At 56.9% G+C, this 20,595-nt stretch carries 19 protein-coding genes, 1 tRNA gene and 1 pseudogene; 2 read left to right on the top strand and 19 right to left on the bottom strand.

All coding sequences use genetic code 11. The annotated features are described in order from the left end of the window. Window positions 1–117: 117 nt before the first annotated feature. The 7 genes from F3I21_RS07525 to F3I21_RS07495 are packed head-to-tail and all read right to left on the bottom strand — an operon-like array spanning window position 118 to window position 7,900. Entirely contained in the window at window positions 118–735 is a 618-nt protein-coding gene (locus tag F3I21_RS07525) for a membrane integrity-associated transporter subunit PqiC (protein ID WP_047063014.1), read from the bottom strand. Then, complete coding sequence (locus F3I21_RS07520) at window positions 732–2,393, bottom strand: intermembrane transport protein PqiB (RefSeq protein ID WP_047955836.1); 1,662 nt, start codon at window positions 2,391–2,393, stop codon at window positions 732–734. The genes F3I21_RS07525 and F3I21_RS07520 overlap by 4 nt, the downstream gene beginning before the upstream one ends. Further along, entirely contained in the window at window positions 2,390–3,013 is a 624-nt protein-coding gene (locus tag F3I21_RS07515) for a paraquat-inducible protein A (RefSeq protein WP_047063016.1), read from the bottom strand. Before F3I21_RS07515 ends, F3I21_RS07520 begins: the two co-directional genes overlap by 4 nt. Then, on the bottom strand, window positions 3,010–3,669 hold the full coding sequence (locus F3I21_RS07510) for a paraquat-inducible protein A (protein WP_047955835.1): 660 nt from the start codon (window positions 3,667–3,669) through the stop codon (window positions 3,010–3,012). Before F3I21_RS07510 ends, F3I21_RS07515 begins: the two co-directional genes overlap by 4 nt. Window positions 3,670–3,687: 18 nt before the next feature. Further along, the gene (locus F3I21_RS07505; RefSeq protein ID WP_072208238.1) at window positions 3,688–5,235 is read right to left on the bottom strand and encodes a DHA2 family efflux MFS transporter permease subunit; all 1,548 of its coding nucleotides are present in this window, start codon (window positions 5,233–5,235) and stop codon (window positions 3,688–3,690) included. A gap of 20 nt (window positions 5,236–5,255) precedes the next feature. Then, entirely contained in the window at window positions 5,256–6,416 is a 1,161-nt protein-coding gene (locus F3I21_RS07500) for an HlyD family efflux transporter periplasmic adaptor subunit (RefSeq protein WP_150058630.1), read from the bottom strand. Between the two features lie 14 nt (window positions 6,417–6,430). Further along, window positions 6,431–7,900: an efflux transporter outer membrane subunit gene (locus F3I21_RS07495; protein WP_080346975.1), complete on the bottom strand. Its 1,470-nt coding sequence runs from the start codon at window positions 7,898–7,900 to the stop codon at window positions 6,431–6,433. A gap of 27 nt (window positions 7,901–7,927) precedes the next feature. On the opposite strand from F3I21_RS07495, the gene F3I21_RS07490 reads away from it, so the two are divergent. Next, a complete protein-coding gene (locus tag F3I21_RS07490) occupies window positions 7,928–8,578 on the top strand; it encodes a TetR/AcrR family transcriptional regulator (protein ID WP_052768068.1) in 651 nt (216 codons plus the stop codon). Between the two features lie 371 nt (window positions 8,579–8,949). Here F3I21_RS07490 and F3I21_RS07485 read toward each other — a convergent pair whose 3' ends face one another. From F3I21_RS07485 to F3I21_RS07440, 10 genes are all read right to left on the bottom strand, one after another. After that, a complete protein-coding gene (locus F3I21_RS07485) occupies window positions 8,950–9,879 on the bottom strand; it encodes an NADP-dependent oxidoreductase (protein ID WP_047063021.1) in 930 nt (309 codons plus the stop codon). 25 nt (window positions 9,880–9,904) lie between these two features. Continuing rightward, entirely contained in the window at window positions 9,905–11,254 is a 1,350-nt protein-coding gene (locus F3I21_RS07480) for an alpha/beta fold hydrolase (RefSeq protein ID WP_223812791.1), read from the bottom strand. After that, window positions 11,199–12,068, bottom strand: a complete 870-nt coding sequence (locus F3I21_RS07475; RefSeq protein ID WP_047063023.1) for an aldo/keto reductase — start codon at window positions 12,066–12,068, stop codon at window positions 11,199–11,201. Before F3I21_RS07475 ends, F3I21_RS07480 begins: the two co-directional genes overlap by 56 nt. A 54-nt stretch (window positions 12,069–12,122) precedes the next feature. Then, complete coding sequence (locus F3I21_RS07470) at window positions 12,123–13,367, bottom strand: S9 family peptidase (protein ID WP_080346974.1); 1,245 nt, start codon at window positions 13,365–13,367, stop codon at window positions 12,123–12,125. 52 nt (window positions 13,368–13,419) lie between these two features. Continuing rightward, window positions 13,420–14,094, bottom strand: a complete 675-nt coding sequence (locus F3I21_RS07465; protein ID WP_047063024.1) for a TetR/AcrR family transcriptional regulator — start codon at window positions 14,092–14,094, stop codon at window positions 13,420–13,422. 111 nt (window positions 14,095–14,205) lie between these two features. Next, window positions 14,206–15,033: a biotin-dependent carboxyltransferase family protein gene (locus tag F3I21_RS07460; RefSeq protein ID WP_223812790.1), complete on the bottom strand. Its 828-nt coding sequence runs from the start codon at window positions 15,031–15,033 to the stop codon at window positions 14,206–14,208. Next, on the bottom strand, window positions 15,014–15,904 hold the full coding sequence (locus F3I21_RS07455; RefSeq protein ID WP_047063026.1) for an allophanate hydrolase subunit 1: 891 nt from the start codon (window positions 15,902–15,904) through the stop codon (window positions 15,014–15,016). Before F3I21_RS07455 ends, F3I21_RS07460 begins: the two co-directional genes overlap by 20 nt. Then, a complete protein-coding gene (locus F3I21_RS07450) occupies window positions 15,894–17,291 on the bottom strand; it encodes an acetyl-CoA carboxylase biotin carboxylase subunit (protein WP_047955834.1) in 1,398 nt (465 codons plus the stop codon). The genes F3I21_RS07455 and F3I21_RS07450 overlap by 11 nt, the downstream gene beginning before the upstream one ends. Before the next feature lie 16 nt (window positions 17,292–17,307). Then, window positions 17,308–17,559: an acetyl-CoA carboxylase gene (locus F3I21_RS07445; RefSeq protein ID WP_047063028.1), complete on the bottom strand. Its 252-nt coding sequence runs from the start codon at window positions 17,557–17,559 to the stop codon at window positions 17,308–17,310. A gap of 29 nt (window positions 17,560–17,588) precedes the next feature. After that, window positions 17,589–18,356, bottom strand: a complete 768-nt coding sequence (locus tag F3I21_RS07440; protein ID WP_200900453.1) for a 5-oxoprolinase subunit PxpA — start codon at window positions 18,354–18,356, stop codon at window positions 17,589–17,591. Between the two features lie 146 nt (window positions 18,357–18,502). Here F3I21_RS07440 and F3I21_RS07435 point away from each other — a divergent pair, with 146 nt between their 5' ends. Then, on the top strand, window positions 18,503–19,420 hold the full coding sequence (locus F3I21_RS07435; RefSeq protein ID WP_047955833.1) for a LysR family transcriptional regulator: 918 nt from the start codon (window positions 18,503–18,505) through the stop codon (window positions 19,418–19,420). Window positions 19,421–19,634: 214 nt separating this feature from the next. On the opposite strand, the pseudogene F3I21_RS07430 reads toward F3I21_RS07435, so the two are convergent. Together F3I21_RS07430 and F3I21_RS07425 are read right to left on the bottom strand one after the other, a co-directional pair. Further along, a pseudogene (locus tag F3I21_RS07430) lies at window positions 19,635–19,872 on the bottom strand (Arm DNA-binding domain-containing protein); the annotation flags it as partial. Between the two features lie 169 nt (window positions 19,873–20,041). Beyond that, a tRNA-Asn gene (locus F3I21_RS07425) sits at window positions 20,042–20,117 on the bottom strand. Between the last annotated feature and the right edge of the window lie 478 nt (window positions 20,118–20,595).

Genomic DNA, 20,595 nt, shown 5'->3' with positions numbered 1-20,595 from the left:
TCAAGAAGGCGAGGTCCACCCTCTCGCGATTGCGGATGCTGTCTATCAATCTACTATCGTCGGACTCCCGATCACATCCTCCGTCGATCACGGGCAGGACGCGCAATACTCCCGGGGTTACTCCTGTGGGTCCACGCAAGCTGCCTGACGAGAATGTGCCCAGGCTCGTGCATCTGTCGCTATCCTCCTGGCTAACGCAGCGACCAGTCGTTGTTGGGCCTGAACCATTTCCGGATAGCCTCCTGGCGCGGGCTCATCCAGATAGCCCCGGCAGACCAGCCGTGGCTTTCCCGCCTCATTCGCGAATCCCAAACTCCAGTCGGCATCAAGCTGAACCCGTTGTCCGGGCCAGGCATCAAACCGACGCAACTGGAGTTTGATTCTGAGTACAGGCCTGGCAGAGGTCTGTGGCAGCCCGGCCACATCCTGGGTGGCCAACTCATGCGTCAGTACTGACGATAAGGCACTACGAATTTCGTCATCCAGCGGGCCAGTCCAGCGCTCGTTATCAAGGACAACGGCACCAGCGGCGCCCTGTCGTACGACCAGTTGTGACTGATCGTTCTGTGACGGGATACCGACCGGCAATACATCAACCATGAAGGGGGCCGGTGGCTTCGTCGTTATTGTTTCCCCGGACGGTGCGAGAAGTGAGTAGTAATGTACTGGCGGAGACGCGCAGGCATTCAGAAAGAAGACCGGCACGAGAAGCCCAGAAAAACGGTAACTTTTCATTGATGCGATTCCTGTTGACTTACTGTGTTGTCTTTTCCTGTGGCAGGAGGCGAGGGAGATTCCGGGCGTCCGCGCAACAGTGATTCAGGATGCCGGCCAAGCATGTCTGTCAGCACCCGTAGTGAGCGAGATACCCGCTGAACTTCCTGTAGCGTCTGGCCCAGGTTTTGCTGTAATGGCGCATCTTCGGCCAGCACACCTTGTGCCGCACCAAAGGCCTGCCGGGCCTGCAGCAGGGTCTGCGTGGTTTGCGGTAACGTCTGGCTGTTGACTTGCTTAAGGGTCTTGTCAAGTTCTGCTAATGTGCTGTCGAGGTTTCGCCCGATTGAGTCGAGGGGCATCTTCTCTATCTTGCCGACGATGCTGGCCACCTGCCCCTGCAACTGATCGAAACTGCCGTTGATTGTGGGAACGCTTAGTGGGCGTGCCGATATGTCTATGGTTCTTTTCGGTGCATCCGGAACAAATTCCAGCGAAACATAGAGCTGTCCGGTCAGCAGATTTCCTGATCTCGCCTGCGCGCGCAGGCCATGTTCGACCAGTTCTCTCAGAAATTGAGCGGCTTGTTGCTCTGTATTTGTACCAGGCAATTTATCCAACAGACGCCCAAGACGTTGTGGATACACCACGATGCCAACGGTTGTGGGGAATCGGAGCGTACTTGGATCGTAGTCGAGGTTTATTGATACCACCCTGCCCAGATCCATCCCCGAGAATTGAACCGGAGCACCTACAGATAAACCGCGTAGTGCCTGGTCGAAGCGTAGCTGGACGAACTGCTCCGGCCCGTCGGGTTCAGCCATGGCGCTGGCTTGATCCGGTGCAAGACTGAACTGGGTATTTTCAGGTGCCTTTTGCGTGTGATCTTTGCCGCGTGCAGAGGCGGCGAAAGCAATTCCTCCCGCCACAATTGTGGCCACGGATTGCGTTTTGAGCTTGAGTCCGTCAGCACCCAGCGAAACATCCATCCCACTGGCATTCCAGAATCGGGTATCGGTAGTGACAAAGCTGTCGTAGGGTTTGTCGATGAAGACCTGCAGGCTGACGTGATTACCATCATCATCAAGCTTGTAGGAGGCTACCCGGCCCACCTGGATACGCCGGAAGTAGACCGGCGAGCCAACATCCAGCGACCCCAGATCTTCGGTATGCAGGACAAATGACTTTCCGGGCATACCACCAATAACCGTTGGCGGCGTTTCAAGGCCAGTAAAGACTTTGCTGGATGCATGTTCCGATCCAGCATCCGCCGCAATATAGGCGCCGGAGAGAAGTGTGTCGATGCCTGATATACCGCCGGTGCCAATACGCGGGCGCACGACCCAGAACCGCGTGTCGCTGCGGGTCAGACTTTCCGCGCTCCTGGCCAACGAGACCGTGGCGGCAACGTGCGAGCCGTCGTCGCTGAGTGTGATTGCCGTTACTGTGCCCACGGTCACGTCCTTGTACTTGACCGGTGTTTTGCCTGCCTCCAGTCCTGCCGCTGTACGGAAAGCTATAGTGATTTCAGGACCAGCTGACAGCCAGGTATGCGCCAGCATTGACAGCCCGACCAGTGCAGCGATGGCTGGTACCAGCCATACCAGGGAAATACGCCAGCGACGGCGGGCCACTGCAGGATTGCCGGGCTGGTGGATATGTTCGGGTTCGTTATTCATTCCGGTTTATCATCCCATATCAGACGGGGGTCGAAGGTCATAGCTGAGAGCATGGTAAGGATCACCACCACGCCAAAGAAGAAGATGCCAACTCGTGGCTCGATATCACTCAGGCCCTGGAACTTGACCAGCGCGGCAACTACAGCCACCACCAGTACGTCGAGCATTGACCAGTAGCCGATCACCTCAACGAGCCGGTAGAGTCTGGCTCGCTCGCGTCTCGCCCAGTTACTGCGTCGTTGTGAAGTTATCAGCAGCAGTGTGAGGACAAGAAACTTGGTGCAGGGAACTGCCACGCTGGCAATGAAAATCACCAGAGCGATGCCATAAGACCCGGATTTCCAGAACTCGATAGCGCCGTTCATGATGGTGCTACCGCTGCCACTGCCGAGTAGGCTGGTATACATAACCGGCAGCACGTTGGCCGGAATGTAGAAAATCAAGCCAGCGATCAACAAGGCCCAGGCCCGCACAATGCTGTCGGGGCGCCGACGATGCAGTGATGCGCCGCAGCGAGGGCAGTGTACGTGCTTCGTTTCGTCGAGCTTGTCCTGGCAAACGAGTCTACAGATATGGCAGCCGATGACACCCAGGTGGCACGCGCGGGGAGGCAGATTCATGTGCGGCCCGCCTGCCGTTGCTGGTTGTATTCGGTCAGCTCCCACAGCCAGTGGATATCGCGGCTCGCGATCAGCGTAATCAGCAGCACTAACACGGCCGTGGCCCAGATCCCCGGTCCGGGTGCTACCTGGAGGAAACTTGACAGTTTGATGACCGCCACCAGAATGCCGAGCAGACCGACCTCAATCATGCTCCAGGGGCGCAACGCGACCAGCATCCGCATCGCCTGCGCGAAGCCTGGCGCACGCCGACCAGTGCGGGCAAAAGCCAGCACCCAGGCCAGCAGAGTGATCTGTAGAAGTGGTGCCACGATGATTGATATTGCAGTTGGTACTGCAATGGGAGCGCCAGGTCCGTAGGCGAGCGCCGCCGTCGACTGCCAGAGCGTGGTCTCGTTGTGCAACCCCTGCATACTGATGCGAACGACCGGGCAGACGTTGGCGATCACGAACACGATTGCTGCGGCGACGGTCAGCGCCAGCCAACGATCGACATCCAGACGGTTGGCGCGATAGAGGATGGCAGTACATTGCTCGCAGCGTGCAACCTCGCCCGGGGCCAGCGCGATGCGCCGGTACACCCTGTCGCAGTGCTCGCAGACAACGAGGTCTGGAAACACGATGAGTTTAGCGGAGAGACTCAGTTTCTTTGCCATGGTTTTATGCCCTGTTGTTTAGTGACCGCCGCTCATGTCGATGGGTCCCTTTGGTTTTGGAGAGAACCAGATTAATGCGGCGGCGAAGGCGAAGCAGAAAGCAATCGCAGCGAACATGTTGAGTGTTGCGAGCATGACGCTCTGGCCCTCAACGATGCTGCTCAGCGTAGATGTGGCAACCTCTCTCGACATTCCACTGGCCATCATGCTGTCGAGGGTGGTTTGTCCCTGAGTCATCGCGCTTGCCAGTTCAGTCTGGTTCTCACGTGTCGCGTTGGCCCACCCGGTCTGAACTATTGAAGTCGCAAACGCGCCGGCGAGCGTTCGCATGAAATTTGAGATCCCGGCCGCGTCGGCCTGTTCTGCTGTTGTGACGCTCGCCATACACAGACCGGTTACAGGGATGAAAAACATCATCAGGAATGGGCCCGTCAGCAGCATCGGCCAGGCCATCTGAATGAAGGTAATATCCGGCGTGAATCCCACCCGCCACGCAGATATGCCACCAAGTCCCAGCAATCCGACCGATACAATCAGCCGTGGATCGAGCCTTGCCGCTACCTGACCGATGATGGGGGAACTAATTACTGCGAGAATCCCCATGATCCCGGTGGCATATCCTGCCCACGTGGCGGTGTAGCCCATGTTCTGCTGCAGCCAGAGCGGGATCAGAACAATACTGGCGAAGAACGCACCAAACGCAACCGAGTAGGTAATGGAAGCCGCAACGAAGCCGCGATGGCGAAACACGTGCAGATTAACGATGGGATTCTTTTCGGTCAGTTCCCACATCAGGAAGGCGACAAAGCCGATTACTGCAATCACTGCAAGCACGCGGATTTCTGTTGCAGCGAACCAGTCATGGTTGCGGCCTTCATCAAGCATGATTTGGAGCGCACCGACCCACACAATAAGCAGGCCAAGACCCACTACATCAATCGGAGACCGGGTGACCGTTTCCTGCTGGCCTCGCATCAGGTACAGAAGTCCTAGGCCACCGGCGGCAGCAATTGGCACATTGATGAAGAATATCCACTCCCACCCGACGTTATCGGAGATCGTGCCGCCAAGAATGGGACCGGCGATCGGTGCGACTGTGGTTGTCATCGCCCATATGATTGTCGCGATTGTCGCCTTCTCAGGTGGGAAGATACGCAGCAGAAGGGTCTGCGAAAGGGGAATGATCGTGCCACCGGCCAAACCCAGGAATATGCGCCCGGCGACGAGCATGCCAAGCGTGCCCGACAGGCCACACACTAGCGAGAGCACGCCGAAGGCCAGATAAGAGGTAATGAACACACGATAACCACCGAAGCGGCGCATGAGCCACCCGGTAAGCGGCACAGTGATCGCTTCGGCCACTGCGTAGGAGGTGATAACCCAGCTTGCCTGGCTGGACGAGACCCCTAACCCGCCGGCGATATGGGGGATCGAGACGTTGGCGATAGTGGTATCCAGCACGACCAAAAAATTGCCCAGCCCGATCAGGATAGCGGCGAGGATGAGTTTCCCGCCCCTTAATGACCGGGCGGCTGGATTTTCATGCTGAGAGATGGAATCAACCATTATCGTCTGGTTCCTCACAATCAGTTGGAGACGTCGATATCGGCGGTCATAGACAGACCGACACGAAGAGGATGCTCTGCAAGCTGTTGGGGATCGAGTGCAATCCTTACTGGCAGGCGCTGGACGACCTTGATCCAGTTGCCGGTTGCGTTTTGCGCCGGCACTACAGAAAAGGCCGAGCCGGTACCGCCGGAGAAACCGACGACTTTGCCGTCATACTTAACGCTATTACCGTAGAGGTCTGAGGTGAGCTTAACCGACTGGCCTGGCTTAACCTTCCTGAGTTGACCCTCCTTGAAGTTGGCGTCCACATAGCTGGCGTGGATCGGGACCACGACCATCAGCATTGCGCTAGGCTGCACACGCTGACCAACCTGCACCTGGCGACGGGAGATGATCCCATCAACGGGTGCACGAAGAATGGTGCGTTCGAGGTCGACCTGAGCCTGCTCCCGTGCAGCACGTGCTGCCAGCACCTCGGGATTGGTGTCAGGTGTACTCTTGTCTATAAGTGCCCGGTTGGCGTCACGGCTCCCGATGGCAGTGGCACGATTGGCCGCGGCCTGCGTACGGGCTGCTTCAGCAACTCTCAGACTGGCGAGCGCAGTGCTGTAGGCATTGCGCGCTGTGGTCAACTCTTCGCCTGAGACGGAGCCCGACTCAGCCAGGGCGTTGCGGCGGTCAAGATCGATTTTCGCTCTGGCAAGATCAGCCTGTGCAGAAGAGACCTGCGCCTGGGCGCGCACTTCGTCGGCAGCCCGTGCCGCTATTTGCGCGTCAAGACCGCCATCCGTGGCGATAAGACCGCGCACGCGGCGTTCAGTCAACGCCAGCTCAGCTTCGGCGCGCTTTAGCGCTATCCTGGCATCCGTATCGTCCAGTCGAACGAGAACATCCCCCTGTTTCACGTGCAGCGCATCATCCACCAGGACTTCGCGCACAGGCCCCCCAATCAGAGGGGTCACCTGAGCGATATTAGCCCCGACGTAGGCATTGTCGGTTTCAGCATGGCGGGATGCGACGAAAAGATCATATGCGTAATAGCCACCCCCGAGCGTAGCGACGCTCGCCAGCAGGGCCAGAAATAGCCGCTTTCGCCTGGCGTTTTGCGCTCTGCTATCCGCAGCAGTATTGTTGGCAACGGGAACATCTTGTTCAATGGTATTGGTGGATTCAGACATGGCTCGGATTTCCTTTATGCGCGATAGCCGCCACCGAGCGCACGGATGAGGGCGATCTTGAGGACAAGGGCGCGGCTTTTCAGAGACGCGACCGTGCGGCGGGTGCTGATGAGGGCGTCTTCGGCAGCCAGCACATCAAGATAGGTCGCAAGGCCGCCGCGATAACGATTGCTGGCAACGAACCATGCGGCACTGGCAGAGCGCTCTGCTTCCTGTGCGTGTTCAAGCCGCAGGTCCAGCGCGCGTGTGCTTGTGGCTGCATCAGCCACATCTCGCAGCGCCTGCGTTAATGCGCCGTCATATTGGGCGACGGCCACCCGGTAATCGGCTTCGGCGGCACGGTACTGTCCGCGCAAACGCGCGCCGTCGAAGATCGGCAAGCTGATGGCCGGGCCGACTGTTCCAAAATCGGACCCTGACTCAAACACATTTCCGATGCCGAGAGCCTGCAGGCCAATCAGACCTGTCAGATTGACGTTTGGATAGAAGGCCGCCCTGGCTTCCTTGATCTGGCTCGCAGCAGCTTCTGCCCGGAGCCGTGCGGCAATGATGTCAGGGCGTCGTCCGATTAATTCGGCCGGTAGATTGGCTGGCAGGCCGAAGCTGCCAGTAATGGTCGCGCCCGGACGCGCTATAGTCAGTCCGCGATCAGGGCCAGCCCCAATCAGTGCTGCAATCCGGTGACGAGTGAGGGAGAGGGATTCATTCTGTTCAGCCAGATCGCCCTGAGCTGTGGCGAGTGCTGAACGGGCGCGCTCAACCGCACCTTTATTTTCCAGCCCTTGCTTATTACGACCCTCTATCAGTTCCAGTGTGCGCTTACGCACTTTAATAGCATGTTCGGCGGCATCATGTTCGGCGTAATCTCCGGCCAGATCTCCGTAGGCGCTGGCGATGCCTGCTGACACAGCCAGACGAGTGGCCGCAGCTTCGGCACCTGTTGCTTCGGCTTGTGAACGCGCTGCTGCTAATGCCGCCCGGTTGCGGCCCCAGAAGTCGAGCTCCCAGGTAAGATTGAGGGTTGTCTGACCATAATCACGCCAGCCCTCGGGCAGCCCACTTGCCGGGGAAAGATAGTTGTAGCTTTGCTTGGTCGATCCGACCTCACCATTTGCTGTGATGGCGGGAAGCAACCTGCTCCGGGTCTCCTGAACCAGTGCTTCGGCACGGGCAAAACGTGCTGAAGCCACGCGCAAATCGGTCGCTCCCTTCAACCCCTCGGTGATCAGTGCATTGAGCTGGGCGTCGCCAAATTCTTCCCACCAGCGATCCGAGGGCCAGGCCCTCCCGGGTGCGGAAAAGCTTGTAGCACTCGCGAAGCTTTCTGGTCCTGCAGGCACCACGTCATTTTTTTGTGGCAGGGGAGCACAGCTGCTTAGCATGAGCACAACCACAAAGGCGGTGACACCTCCCGACGCCGTGGTCCGCCATTGGAAATTTGATGACCCCATAACATGCCCTACATAACCATACTGTACGGTCATTTTAGATATATGTTCTTGCAGGTGTCAATGCAAAATCGTACAGTGCTGTATGAAAAAGTGAGGTTTCGAATGAGAGTAAAGACAGACGATCGGCGTAAGGCGATCCTTGATGTGGCAATCGAGGTATTTCGCGATGTCGGTTATGCGCGCGCCAGCATGGCGATGATCTCAGCGCGGATCGGAGGATCGAAAGGCACCCTGTATGGCTACTTCAAATCCAAGGAAGCGTTATTCGCTGCTGCCATGATGGCAGTGATGGAAGAACAAGCAGATGAGATTATGGGACTGCTTGATCTGTCCGAGCCGGATGTTTCACTGGCACTTCGGCGTTTTGGTGAGGCCCTGCTTGCTTTGCTGACTTCTGCAGATACGCTTGCCATCATGCGAGCTGCCATTGCCGAAGGCGCAAGTTCTACGCTGGGAGCCACGCTCTACGAGATGGGGGCCGGGCGGGCGTGGGAACATATGACAAACTATATTGCCCGTCAGCAGGAGAATGGTGTGATTCGTCCGGTAGACGCCCGCGTTGCCGCGGCGCATCTAAAGGGTTTGCTCGAAATCGGATTTATTGAACCGTTGTTATTTGGTGCTCAACCCTGGTTTACGCCAAAGGAAGCTGTAGCAACAGCGGTCGATGCGTTCCTTCGGGCTTATGTCAGCAACGGCGGGGGACAGTAACTATTGTTCTCGGTCTGACCTTCTCATCGCAAAGTCCAAATCCAGAGCGATGGAGCACAGGTCACCACCGGCAACATGCTGCCCGGCTCCTTCGTCACGGCAAAGCAGGAGGCACTGATACCTGTGTCGCTGTAAAACCCGTATTCTCGTGCACCACTGGCGATCCGTGTACCTTGCCGCCCGGGCTAGGCTGGAGTCGTTTCGTTGCTTCAGTCCATGCGATATTGCTGTGGCATAGCTATACATGAACAATCTTGTTTAACCAGAGTCGCCATGTCCCGTCATGATCGCCACTGAGTTTCAGTTGATATCATGTTCGGCAATGGCCGTTTTCTGCCATTGCCGGGTTCCTGAGACAGGTCCGTCGCTGATTACATGATCAGCACAATCCGCCCGGCAGGCCGCCGGCCGAGTTCTGCGTTCCTGATGACAGTCAGCGCGTCGGTGAACGGCGCTTCCAGTCCAATGGATACATGGATTTTGCCTTCACAGGCCAGTCGGGCTATCTCCCGCAGGTTCCTGAATCCCCCTGTTGCGAACACCATCCGGTAGCGCCCTGAAATAAAGCCGCGCAGCATTCTGCCAGGTGTCGGATTAATGTCGATGAAGCGTCCCCCGGACTTCAGCATCGCCAGACCCTCGGCGACGTCGAGCGTGCCGAGCGTGTCGAACACCGCGTCGTACGGGCCATAAGCGGCGAAGGACGTTTTGTCCGGGTAGGTAAAGGCCGGGCGGACACCGGCCAGCTCCACGCTTGCCAGCGAGGCTTCGCCGCAGGCGCCGGAAACCTGTGCTCCACAGGCCTGAGCCAGTTGCACAGCACTGCTGCCGACCGCGCCGCTGCAGCCGTGAATGAATATCCGCGACTCGCTGCCAGCACGCGCTGCGCCCACAATGGCCGCCCAGGCGGTGGCGAATGGAATGGGTAAGCACGCAGCTTCACTGAATGACAGCGCGGCGGGCTTGGGGGCAACCAGCCTCGCGTCAGCATCGACGACCTCGGCAAACGCACCCTGCCTTTTGATTTCTACCGTGCCGAACACCTCATCGCCAACCCGGACGTCTGTCACGGCGGTGCCAACCTCGTCGACAATGCCTGCAAAGTCAGAGCCCATGCCCTGGGGAAACCGGTTGCCAGTAACGAACTTCATGACGCCACGGCGAATCTTCCAGTCGAGCGGGTTGATTGCTGCGGCCTTTACGCGCACGCGGACTCGCCGGGGTTCAAGGGCTGGCAGCGAATATTCTGCAAGCGACATTTCTTCGGGGCCGCCGTAGCGGCTGAACTGGACTCTCTTCATGGATGCCTCGTAATGACAATGGGATTTAGAACGTCACCGCGTCGCGCGGCGGAGTATTGATGTCGATGTCTTTGACGCTGGCAGCCGCCGGCCTTTCGGCAGAGGCATCAGCTGTCTGCGACCTGCCCAGAACGGTCGCCATAACCGAGTTCTGCCAGTTGAAATAGGGATTGAAAGTCAGCCGCGCGTGGACTTTTCCCTGCTCACGGTGGCCCCAGTCCGAATACCAGACCGGTACGCCTTGCTCGCAGGCCTGCGTGTCTTTTGCACTAAAGCCATTCAGGCAGATACGAATAATTCCGCCTTCGCCATACACGGGGTTGGCCGGGGCAAATGTCAGGCTCATGTGCGAAAACTGACTGATGCGCCATGCGGGGAGCCTGTCGGGACGAACTAGAACGCGTTGCATATCCACCAGACTGTCCGGTGCCTTGCCGTACCAGATCAGGCGGCTGTCCGGGTGTGTGAAGCGCCGCTGGAAAACGTCGAGCAGATAACCAGTATCCAGCACCGAGTCATGCCCGGCGACCGCCATGAATACCGGCCTGTCATAGGCCCGCTCTCGCAATAGCCGGCGCGCGTTGGCGCTGGTCCGGTAGAATTGTGCGAAACCGTTGGCCGGTACATTGAAGTATTTGACGGCATTCTGCATCGGAACGTTGCCGTCCGGTGTGATGAGCCAGGGCCTGATACGGGCTGCCAGTGGCGCAAGCCAGTCGAATGGCATGCTCTTGAACCCTGGCGAAAACAGCACCAGCCCTGCGATTTCTGGATGGGAGTAAGCGTAGTCGAGAGCCAGATTGGCGCCCGTGGAGAAGCCCCCCAGGTAGACTGGTCCTTCGACATCCTTCTGCAGTGCGTTGGCCTGTTCCCACACGACCTGCTGCCATTGCTCTGCTGTGGTTTGCAACAGATCCTCGGGGCGGGTTCCGTGTCCGGGGAGAAGCACCGTTCGCACGAGAAACCCTTGCATTGCCAGCGGCTGGCCAAGGTCCCGGAATGACCACGGCGAGTCGCCCAGGCCATGCACGAGCAGGATCCCTTTGCGGGGATAACTTCCTTTCTCCGACGACGCGGGTCGCCACTCCTGAGGTGTATTCCACGTCAGTTCGGCATCGTGGTCGGCAAGCTGAAAATGGCGACCAGCCTGTATATGTTGGATTGTTTCGCGTCGATAGTCCTCGAAGCTCACTGCTGCAGCGGGCGGGGCGCTCAGTTTTACGCTGGCGCAGCCGGTCAATATGCCCGCTGTAACAAGGGTCGCTGCGATCAGTATAAAACGGTGCCTCGGGTGGCCCGGTATCGTGCGGCAAACCGCTTCACGCGAGTTCGGCATGATCTTCTTCAGTGAGCCGGATGCCGCCAGCGGCGACATTCTCTTCAAGATGCCTGACCGACCCTGTGCCAGGGATTGCCAGCATGGCCGGTGAGGACGCCAGTAACCAGGCCAGCGCGGCCTGAACAGGCGTGGCACCGTGCCGCTTTGCCACTCGGGTAAGCCGCCCGTCGTCGATCTCGCCCACACCTCCGCCAAGCGGGAAAAACGGGCAGAAGGCGATGCCGGATTCTTCGCAGGTCTGCAACAGGCTCCGATCCTCGCGCCGGGCGAAGTGAAAGTTGTTCTGCACGGCCACGACCGGAGCGATGGCGCGGGCCTCATTGAAATGCCCGATATCGACATTGCTGATGCCGAGGTGGCGAATCAGGCCTTCTTCGCGAAGTGCGGCCAACGCCCCGAAGCGCTCTGCAAGCGACTCGCCGTGCGGTACCGTCATCTCACCGATGCGCAGGTACACCAGGTCGAGGCGGTTCACGCCGAGGCTTGCCAGGTTCTCCTCGACAAGCTTACGCATGTCTCCGCCCGTGGCGGGCCGGTGGCTGCCATCCGGGTTGAATACAACACCGACCTTGGTTGCAATCACCAAATTTGAAGGATAGGGATGCAGCGCTTCACGAATGAGCGCATTGGCTCGTACTACACCATCGGAGCTTTGGTAGAAATCGGCCGTGTCGATCAGGTTGACGCCAAGTTCAACCACGCGGCGCAGCACCGCGCGGCCGGTCTCCGGATCGCGAGCCGGACCGCGGAAACCATTGCAAGGCAGGCGCATGGCGCCAAAGCCGAGCCGGTTGATCGACAGATCCCCGCCGAGACGGAATTCAGGGGAGGGGGTAGCGGATGAGTCCATGTCATGCTCCTGGGAAAATTTGAGAAGACCACAAGGTTCAGCGAGACGCGCGATTTACCCGCGCCCAAGCCGGTCTGCAATCCGGTCGAAGATGAATTCGGTGGCCGTGGCATAGCCTCCTATCTGGCAGTGCGACTGCGCCGTCGAAGACTCATCGAACAACAGATACTCCTTGGGGCAATTCAAGGCGTCGAAGAACGGCCTGGCACCGTGGAAGACCTCGCCGGTTCCATCCAGCACCAGCGTTTCACAGGTCACCTGGTCCAGGATGGCTGAGTTGTCATAGGGCTGGAGGGCCTGCACTACATCTTTGATCGAGTTGGGCACGCCATGCTTCCAGGCGTAATCACTCACCAGATTCCGTAACTGATCAGGAAGCTCGGCCAGCGGCCGGTCGGCGAAACGCTCCAGCTGCGCGATGATTTGACGTCCCCAACTGATGTTGCCCGGATCAGTGATGCAGAGCTTGATACGTTTGTCGAACGCAGCCACGCGAGGCACCAGATAGCCACCGAAGCTCAGGCCCATCAGCGCGATATTGGAGGCGTCTATCTCCGTAAACTTCTCCAGCGCGAAGTCAATCAGCGGGCTGACAACCTTCTCCCAGTCGGGGCGGAAGGTCAGGTTGTTCAGACGCAGCGCGAACCCCTGGCCAGGGCCATCGTAGGTCAGGCAGTGAATGCCCCGCTGAAGCGCACCTTCGCAAACCCACCGGGTGTCCTCGGCCCAGGTATCCCGGCCCGGTGTGACGATGAGTAGCGGGGCTTTCTCGTCAGCATGAGGTGATCTGTAGAAATAGCCGGGAAGGAAGCTGCCTTCGTAGGGGATTTCGATGCGTTCGGCGGGATAGCCGGACAGAGAGATGTGTCGCTCGTAGCACGATGCGCTGGCGACTGCGTACTCCTTCATACGCTTGTCCCCGAAGTCGCTGAAATAAAGCAACGCGCAGCGCCAGTACGTCGAAGCGCGAAGGTAGGCACTGGCCGCGGTGACAGACCTGTTATTTCTGTCCGCATCTTCGGCCCTGTCTTGCAGCCGGGTCGCCAGCGCGGCCCAGGCACTGACCCAGGTCTCTTCGTCGCTGCCCCTGAGCTGGTGCACCACGTCCATGACCTCGCCGAAGTCGGTCATGCCATAGGGCATCAGGCCCAGGATGTGCTTGATCAGCGCATCGAGCAGCACGTTGTCGTTAAAGAAACTCGGTTGTGCCCAGTGTTTTTTTTCCGGGCTGGCAACTTTTACATTGGCCGCATTCGTATTAGCCTGCTCTTTTCCGGACTGACTACTTTGAGTATTCATACATTTCTACCTCCATTCTTCTTGCTGGTTGCTACGTGGTTAAAAAAATGTTTCATTTCTTACTGTCTTCGTCCGTTTGCCCACCCGCTGCGCCATGAAGAAAAATTTGTACAGCATGACCAACGATTTCCTCGATTTCAGCATCAGTCAATGTTGGTGATCGAAGTCCAGACGCAGCCTGAAGCTTGGTGTTAGCGGCCACCAGACTGACAAAATGTTCCGCCAGCGCTTTGGCGGGGACGTCGCGGCCTAATCCTTTTCCCGGCTGCTGTTGAGCGGCAATCCAGACTGAAAGAATTTGGATGGCTTTACCGTAGCTGACGTCCCACATAGCTCTGGCAACGTCCGGAAAGCGCCGGCCTTCATTGACCAGAAGTCGATGCAACGCAAGGGTGCGTGAAGACAGGGCAGATCTCAGTAGTTGCCGGCCAAGAACTGGCAGCACCTCGCCTGGCTCTCCGTCCGCGATGTTCAGTTGCTCCAGCGGCCTGGCAACCTCGGTACAGAGGTCGATCATTGCATGCCTGAAAAGACCTTCTTTTCCTCCAAAGTGGCTGTAAATGGTGCTTCGTGATCCACCAACACGCGCAATCAAGTCATCAACAGCGACTGCATCAAAGCCCCGTTCAAGGAACAACTCGGCGGCGGCCTCAGTCAGGTCACGGACACGTTGGGCTCCTCTGGCAGTTCTGTGCTTAGGAGCGGAGGTTCTTTCGTCAGCTACCATTTTATTCTTCCGGTCTGGATAGATATTTGTACTGTACTATACAGTACAAATAGCAGCAGTTCAAATGGCAAAGCGCAAGATTTTGGAAGGAGTAAGAGCGCAATCAGACTGTCAGGCAGTGAATGCAATGCCCACCGCATCGCGCAGCAGGACAATTGGCTCAAGCCCACCCGGTGCCTGAACGGAACCAATGGGGTAGCAGGCATCGACAATATTGGAGGGATCAGAGCCTGCGCCAAACGGTGGCGTCCGTGGGTTAAACGCCAGCGGCTGCCCGCCTTTCAGACGGTAGCCCGTGCGGTCGGCTTCGGTACTGACATACCAGTCGTCGGCAAAGAAGGTATCGACCGCGGCATCCGTCAGTCGGTGGATATAGAGGCCCGGTACCAGTCGCAGAGTGACGGATTTCTCCAGCACCGGCAGTAATGCCTCAGGAACAGTGTTCCCCTCGCGGCGGAAGCGATCTGCGTTTACTGGATGCACGTTCAACACATCATCCGCTGCCAGTCGCCGCCCCTGAAAGCCCCCCAGCGCCCCCAGCGTATAGGTCGAGCCGCTTCCCAGGACGCGCGGCACATCAAGGCCGCCAGCAATCGCCAGATAGCCACGGCATCCCTGGCGGGCCGGGGCAAAGCGCAGATGTTGCCCGGCGTGGATATACAGCGCGCTGTGCGCAGCAGCAGGTTGATTGTCAACGATCGGCGTCATCGCCGCGCCGCACACCGCGATCAGCGCATCGGTGGAAAAATGTAACTCCGGGCCGAGCAGCGTCATCTCCAGCACCGCATCATCGGCTGCGTTACCCACCAGCAGGTTCGCCATCTGCATTGAATACGGATCCAATGCGCCGGAGGGGGGAATGCCCAGGTGGTAATAGCCTTCACGCCCTGCATCCTGTACCGTGGTGGCAAGGCCAGGCTTAATCACATTGATGGTCATACAACCCCCTTTTCAATAACTGAGGATAGCCCTGCGGATCGGCGACAAAGTCTGCAAGCACAAATGTCACATCGCGAATGCGCGGGGAAAATATGCCTTTTTTCACCTGTTCGCTGATGTCGTCATAAGTCTGATGATCGATGGCGCGGAACTGCACAATGTCGCCCGCTTTGAAGAACACCATTTCGCTTTGCAGATACGGCAGACGTTGCGCCGGATCATAGATCGGCATTGGCGTGATACCAAACAGCTGATAACCGCCAGCGCCACGCACCGAGTAGATACAGCCGAAGCAGCCGCCATGACCGAGGGATAACCCGGGCGTATCGGTACGCGGGCGCAGGTATTTCGGTACCTGGAGCTGTTTGTCATGCCCGACCATCTGGTACATAAACGGCAATCCGGCGACAAAACCCACCATCGACACGAACCACGGCGTACCGCTGTGCGCGGCAATAAAGTCGTCTTTATCCGCATAACCGTTGATGTGTGCGGCATAGTCGAGGTCGCTGCCTTCCGGTGCCTGATGGCGATCGCGAAAACGCATTAACGTCTCGTGTGTCCACGGATCGTTGTACAGCACCGGCACCTCAATAATGCGTGTCGCCAGCGTTGCGTCGGCTTCGCTATCGGCTTCCAGCGCCTGCAACTTGTCGAGCAGCGTTTGCGGTGCCAGCACGTCCGGGTTAAAGCGTACCTGGAAAGAGGCGTTCGCCAGGCAAATATCCAGCACACCGGGGAGCTGGCATGCCTCCAGTGCCCGTGTCAGTGTCAGGCCGTGGAAAAAAGCATTTAACGACATTGACTGGTCAATTTCGGCAAAAAGATGCTCATCTCCGCCAAACGAGTAGCGAATCGGATTATTGGCCATAGCGCCTCTCCTGTAGCGGCGGCGTGGCTGCACTGTCGCGCTCCGCCAGCCACTGCTCAAGGGTGGTGGTGGTAAATTCTCCCGCCTGCAATTGCGGGTGTTGCAGCAGCCATTGATGCAGCGGGGCGGTGGTTTTGATGCCACGTAGTTCAAGCCCGCCGAGTGCCTGGCGGGCGCGGGCCAGCGCGTCGGCGCGATCGGGGCCCCAGGCAATTACCTTCGCCAGCAAGGAGTCATACCACGGGGGAACGCTGTAACCGCTGAAGACATGGCTGTCGACACGGATCCCTTCGCCACCCGGCCACACCACTGCGTCTATCCGGCCAGGGCAAGGGAAGAAGTTCTTGTCGGGGTCTTCGGCGTTAATGCGCATTTCGCAAGCGCTGCCGCTCAGGTGCACATCCGACTGCGCCAACGTTAGCGGTTCACCGTTGGCAATGCGTAACATCCACTGCACCAGATCGATGCCCGTTACCATCTCGGTTACCGGGTGTTCCACCTGGATACGGGTATTCATTTCAATGAACCAGAACTCGCCGCGCGTTTCATCAAACAGGTATTCCAGCGTGCCTGCCCCGCGGTAGCGTAGGTGCCGCGCCAGTTGCACTGCGCTGTCGCAGAGCGCGGCCCGCTGGGCAGGACTCAGGGCAGGCGAGGGCGCTTCCTCAAAGATTTTCTGCCGACGGCGCTGTAACGAGCACTCGCGGTCGAACAGGTGGATCACCCGCTCGCCATCGCCGAGGATCTGCACTTCAACATGACGGGCGCGGGCGATAAAACGCTCGAGATAGACTGCGCTTGAGCCAAAAGCGGCTTTCGATTCGCTCTGGGCAACGGGGAATTCCCGCGCCAGTGCCTCATCATTTTCTACCACGCGGATACCACGACCACCGCCACCGGCTGCGGCTTTAATCAGGCAGGGATAACCGATCTGGCTGGCGCGAACTTGCGCTGCCTGTACCGTTTCCAGCACCCGGGAGCCGGGAACGACCGGCACACCGGCTTCTGCTGCTGTGCGGCGGGCTGCGGCTTTATCGCCCATCACGCGAATGGTTTGCGCGTCGGGGCCGACGAAAATATACCCGGCCTGTTCAACCCGCTCGGCGAACTGGGCATTTTCCGACAGAAAACCGTAGCCAGGGTGGATCGCATTTGCACCGGTTTGCGCGGCGGCATCCAGTAAGGCATTAATGTTGAGATAACTGCGCGCGGCAGGTGCCGGGCCGATAATGCACACCTCATCGGCCAGTTTTGCCGCAAGGCTTTCGCTGTCCGCCTCGCTGCATGCCGCCACCGTTGGGATCCCCAGTGTTTGCGCAGCACGAATAATACGCACCGCTATTTCCCCACGGTTAGCGACCAATAATTTTTTTATTTTCCCCGTCATAAATCCTCCGCAGTGATTATTCGTTATCGGTTTTTATTATGGCGATCACCTGTCCGGGTTCGACGGCATCACCATTTTGTATGGTGATGGCGCTTATTATGCCGCGAGTCTCGGCGAATATTTCACTGAACTGCTTCATCACTTCAATTAAACCAATAATGGTATCGGGTTCGACTTTATCGCCATCCTTAACAAAAGGTGCAGCCTCCGGTGAGGGTTGCCGGTAAAAAATACCTGGCAATGGCGAAAAAATTTCAATATCAGACATCGTATTTCTCTCCAGATAAGCGGGAATGATTAAACCATACCCGGTGAGCAGACGTTTATACCTGCATTAATGAGCGCCATTTTTACCGAGCTGATAATTTCCAGTGCGCCGGGCGTATCACTGTGGATACAAATAGAATCGAAACGAATCGGGATGGTATTGCCGGTAACGGTTTTGACTTTCCCCTCCAGACAGGCCATTAACACTTTCTCGGTGATCGCCTGCACATTAAGACGTCCGGTACTGCGGGTGAAGACAATAAGCCCTTGATCGTCATACTCTCTGTCGGCGTAAAACTCGGTGACTACCGGATGCTCCAGCCGCTGCGCTGCCTGCCAGACGGCGGAGCCCGCCATGCAGTAAAGATAGAGGCCGGCGTCGAGTTGATGCAGGGCGGCAACAAAACATTGCGCTGCCGTTTCATCCCGCGCCAGGTGCATATATAACGCGCCGTGCGGTTTAATATGCTGTAATGGCAAGGAGTATAAACGTGCGAATTCCCGCAATGCACCCAGTTGGTAAATAATGTCGTTAACCAGTTCGTCCATCGGAATAGATAAATGGCGGCGACCAAATCCTTGTAAATCATTAAATCCCGGATGTGCGCCAATGGCTACGCCATTTTTTCTGGCCGACTCGACAGTTTTTCGCATAATACTGGGATCACCAGCGTGAAACCCGGTGGCAATATTGTCGGAGCTGATTATCGTCATAAGTTCATTATCAACATCATCGCCAATTATCCATGAGCCAAAACTTTCTCCTATATCGGAGTTGATATCGACCGTTTTCATCATAATAATTTCTTATTTCCGTTGGGGACGTCAATTCACTATATGAAGATTTATTTGTATCCGAAAAGTATTATTTTTAGATAGTCTGATATCAGAAAAACAGAACGCTCATGGGCAAACATTTTGCTTAAATAAAAAGAGGGGCAGAGATGCTGACATTACGCCAGGTTCGTTATTTTGTTGCCACCGCCGAAATGGGGCAGATCTCGCTGGCGGCCTTGCATCTCAATATTTCTCAGTCGGCGGTCACCGGGGCGATTCAGGAGCTGGAGCAGCTATTGGGCAAGAAGCTGTTTACCCGCTCGGTGCACGGCATGATGCTGACCGACTACGGGAACCATTTTCTTAACCATGCCTATACCGTGTTACAGACCGTGGATAATGCCGTGCGTAGTATGCCGGTTAATGACACGGGTGTGCGAGGCACGCTGCGCCTGGCGGCAAGTTACACGGTGATTGGCTATTTTCTGCCGTTCCATCTGCAACGGCTGGCGCAGGATTACCCGCACATTGATATCCAGTTGTTTGAGTATGAGCGGCAGGATATTGAACAAGGATTGGTTGACCAGAAGCTGGATATGGCACTGGTGCTGACTGGCAATTTACGCCATCAGTCGATTTATGCCGAAACCCTGTTTAATTCTACGCGCCGCTTGTGGCTGCCATCGCGGCATCCGTTATGTGAAAAATCGCACGTGACGCTGGAGGATGTGGCCGGGGAACCTTTCATTATGCTCACGGTGGATGAAGCCGCAGACAGTGCCATGCGCTACTGGGAAGAGGCCGGAGCCAGCCCGAGCGTCATCCTGCGCACCAGTTCGGTCGAGGCGGTGCGCAGCATGGTGGCTAATGGTTCGGGGATTGCTATCTTATCGGACCTGGTTTATCGCCCGTGGTCGCTGGAAGGGCGGCGCATTGAGACCCGTTCGCTGGTGAACCATGTGCACCCGATGAGCGTCGGCCTGGCATGGCGTCATGACGCCCACTTAACCCCGGCGATGGCGGCGCTGCGCGAGTATTTCCGCAGCGCATTCGTGACGCAGCAAATCAATATGGTGCGACGTTAACACCTCTCTGCGCCCGACGTGAGTAAACCTTTCCCTATTAATAACCAAAAGTTTTGGCATTTGAGAAATGGACAAGACTGGAGCGCCCCGAGCCGTAGACAAATCTGCCCTGTAGTTTGAGCACTGAAGAAATCTATGGGTACACCGCGTTTTACTCCCGAATTAAGAAGAGGCTGTCCGCCAGATAATCGAACGTAGTTATTCCGTGGCCGAAAATGCGTTGTTGAGCGGGATTAATGTTCCGAGCCAGTAACTTACGGATCCCCTCGCGTTGCTGTCGGGCACCAGCCAGCGACATAACAGGGTAAGCACTTAAGCCAGGACGGGATGCTTTACCGTTGATACGGTATTTGGGATACCAAAGACGTGAACCGTCTGGATGGACACGCAGCTACAGACCAATCAGAGGCTTTACAAGAAGGTTTGAGGCTGCGGGTTTTCGTGTCGTTAAGGGGGGCATTTGGCGATCACTCCACAATCGAACTAACCTGACCCCAGATTTGACCACCAATTTTTCCCGATGCGGAGGATTAAATCAAAATACACCGGGAAGAATTTTCACGCTAACCTCTTGAATCAGTATCAGATAAAGATTCGCAAGGAGGCATGAAAACAGGAAATTGGCTCCTCTGACTGGACTCGAACCAGTGACATACGGATTAACAGTCCGCCGTTCTACCGACTGAACTACAGAGGAATCGTTGGAACGAGGCGAATATTAGCGATGCCGATCCCCGTTGTCAAAGCCCGATCGCACACTTCTGGTTTAAGTGCGCGTAAAAGCAGCGGATTGCTGCTTTTCTGCCTTGAATGGGCAGATTTCAAACTGCCAGCAAGATCTCACTTTAAACGCATTTCCTTTGAGATGTTAGATGCGTGTCAAAGTTTTGTTATTTGCCGATTTTAAAACAATCGTTTCAGTGCTTTTATGATGAAAATTTCAAAAGAAGAGATGATGAAACAAATGAACTGCTTATCATCACGCCCGAAACGAGTTTTGTCCGCTCAACGCTTCTTTCGAAAGTAACATATTGATAAGGAAGATGTTGAAAAAAGGAGCAGCACGGTACCGATAGCGTCAGACCAGAAGCCTTACCTCTACGAACAGAAAAAAAACGCCAGCGACGTTGAGTGAATGTAAAAGATATTTTTCATTCGCGGACTCAGCCAACCTG

The sequence above is a fragment of the Pantoea sp. B_9 genome, from assembly GCF_008632015.1.
GTDB classification, from domain to species: Bacteria; Pseudomonadota; Gammaproteobacteria; order Enterobacterales; family Enterobacteriaceae; genus Pantoea; species Pantoea dispersa.
This window is presented reverse-complemented; position numbering and strand designations above follow the sequence as displayed.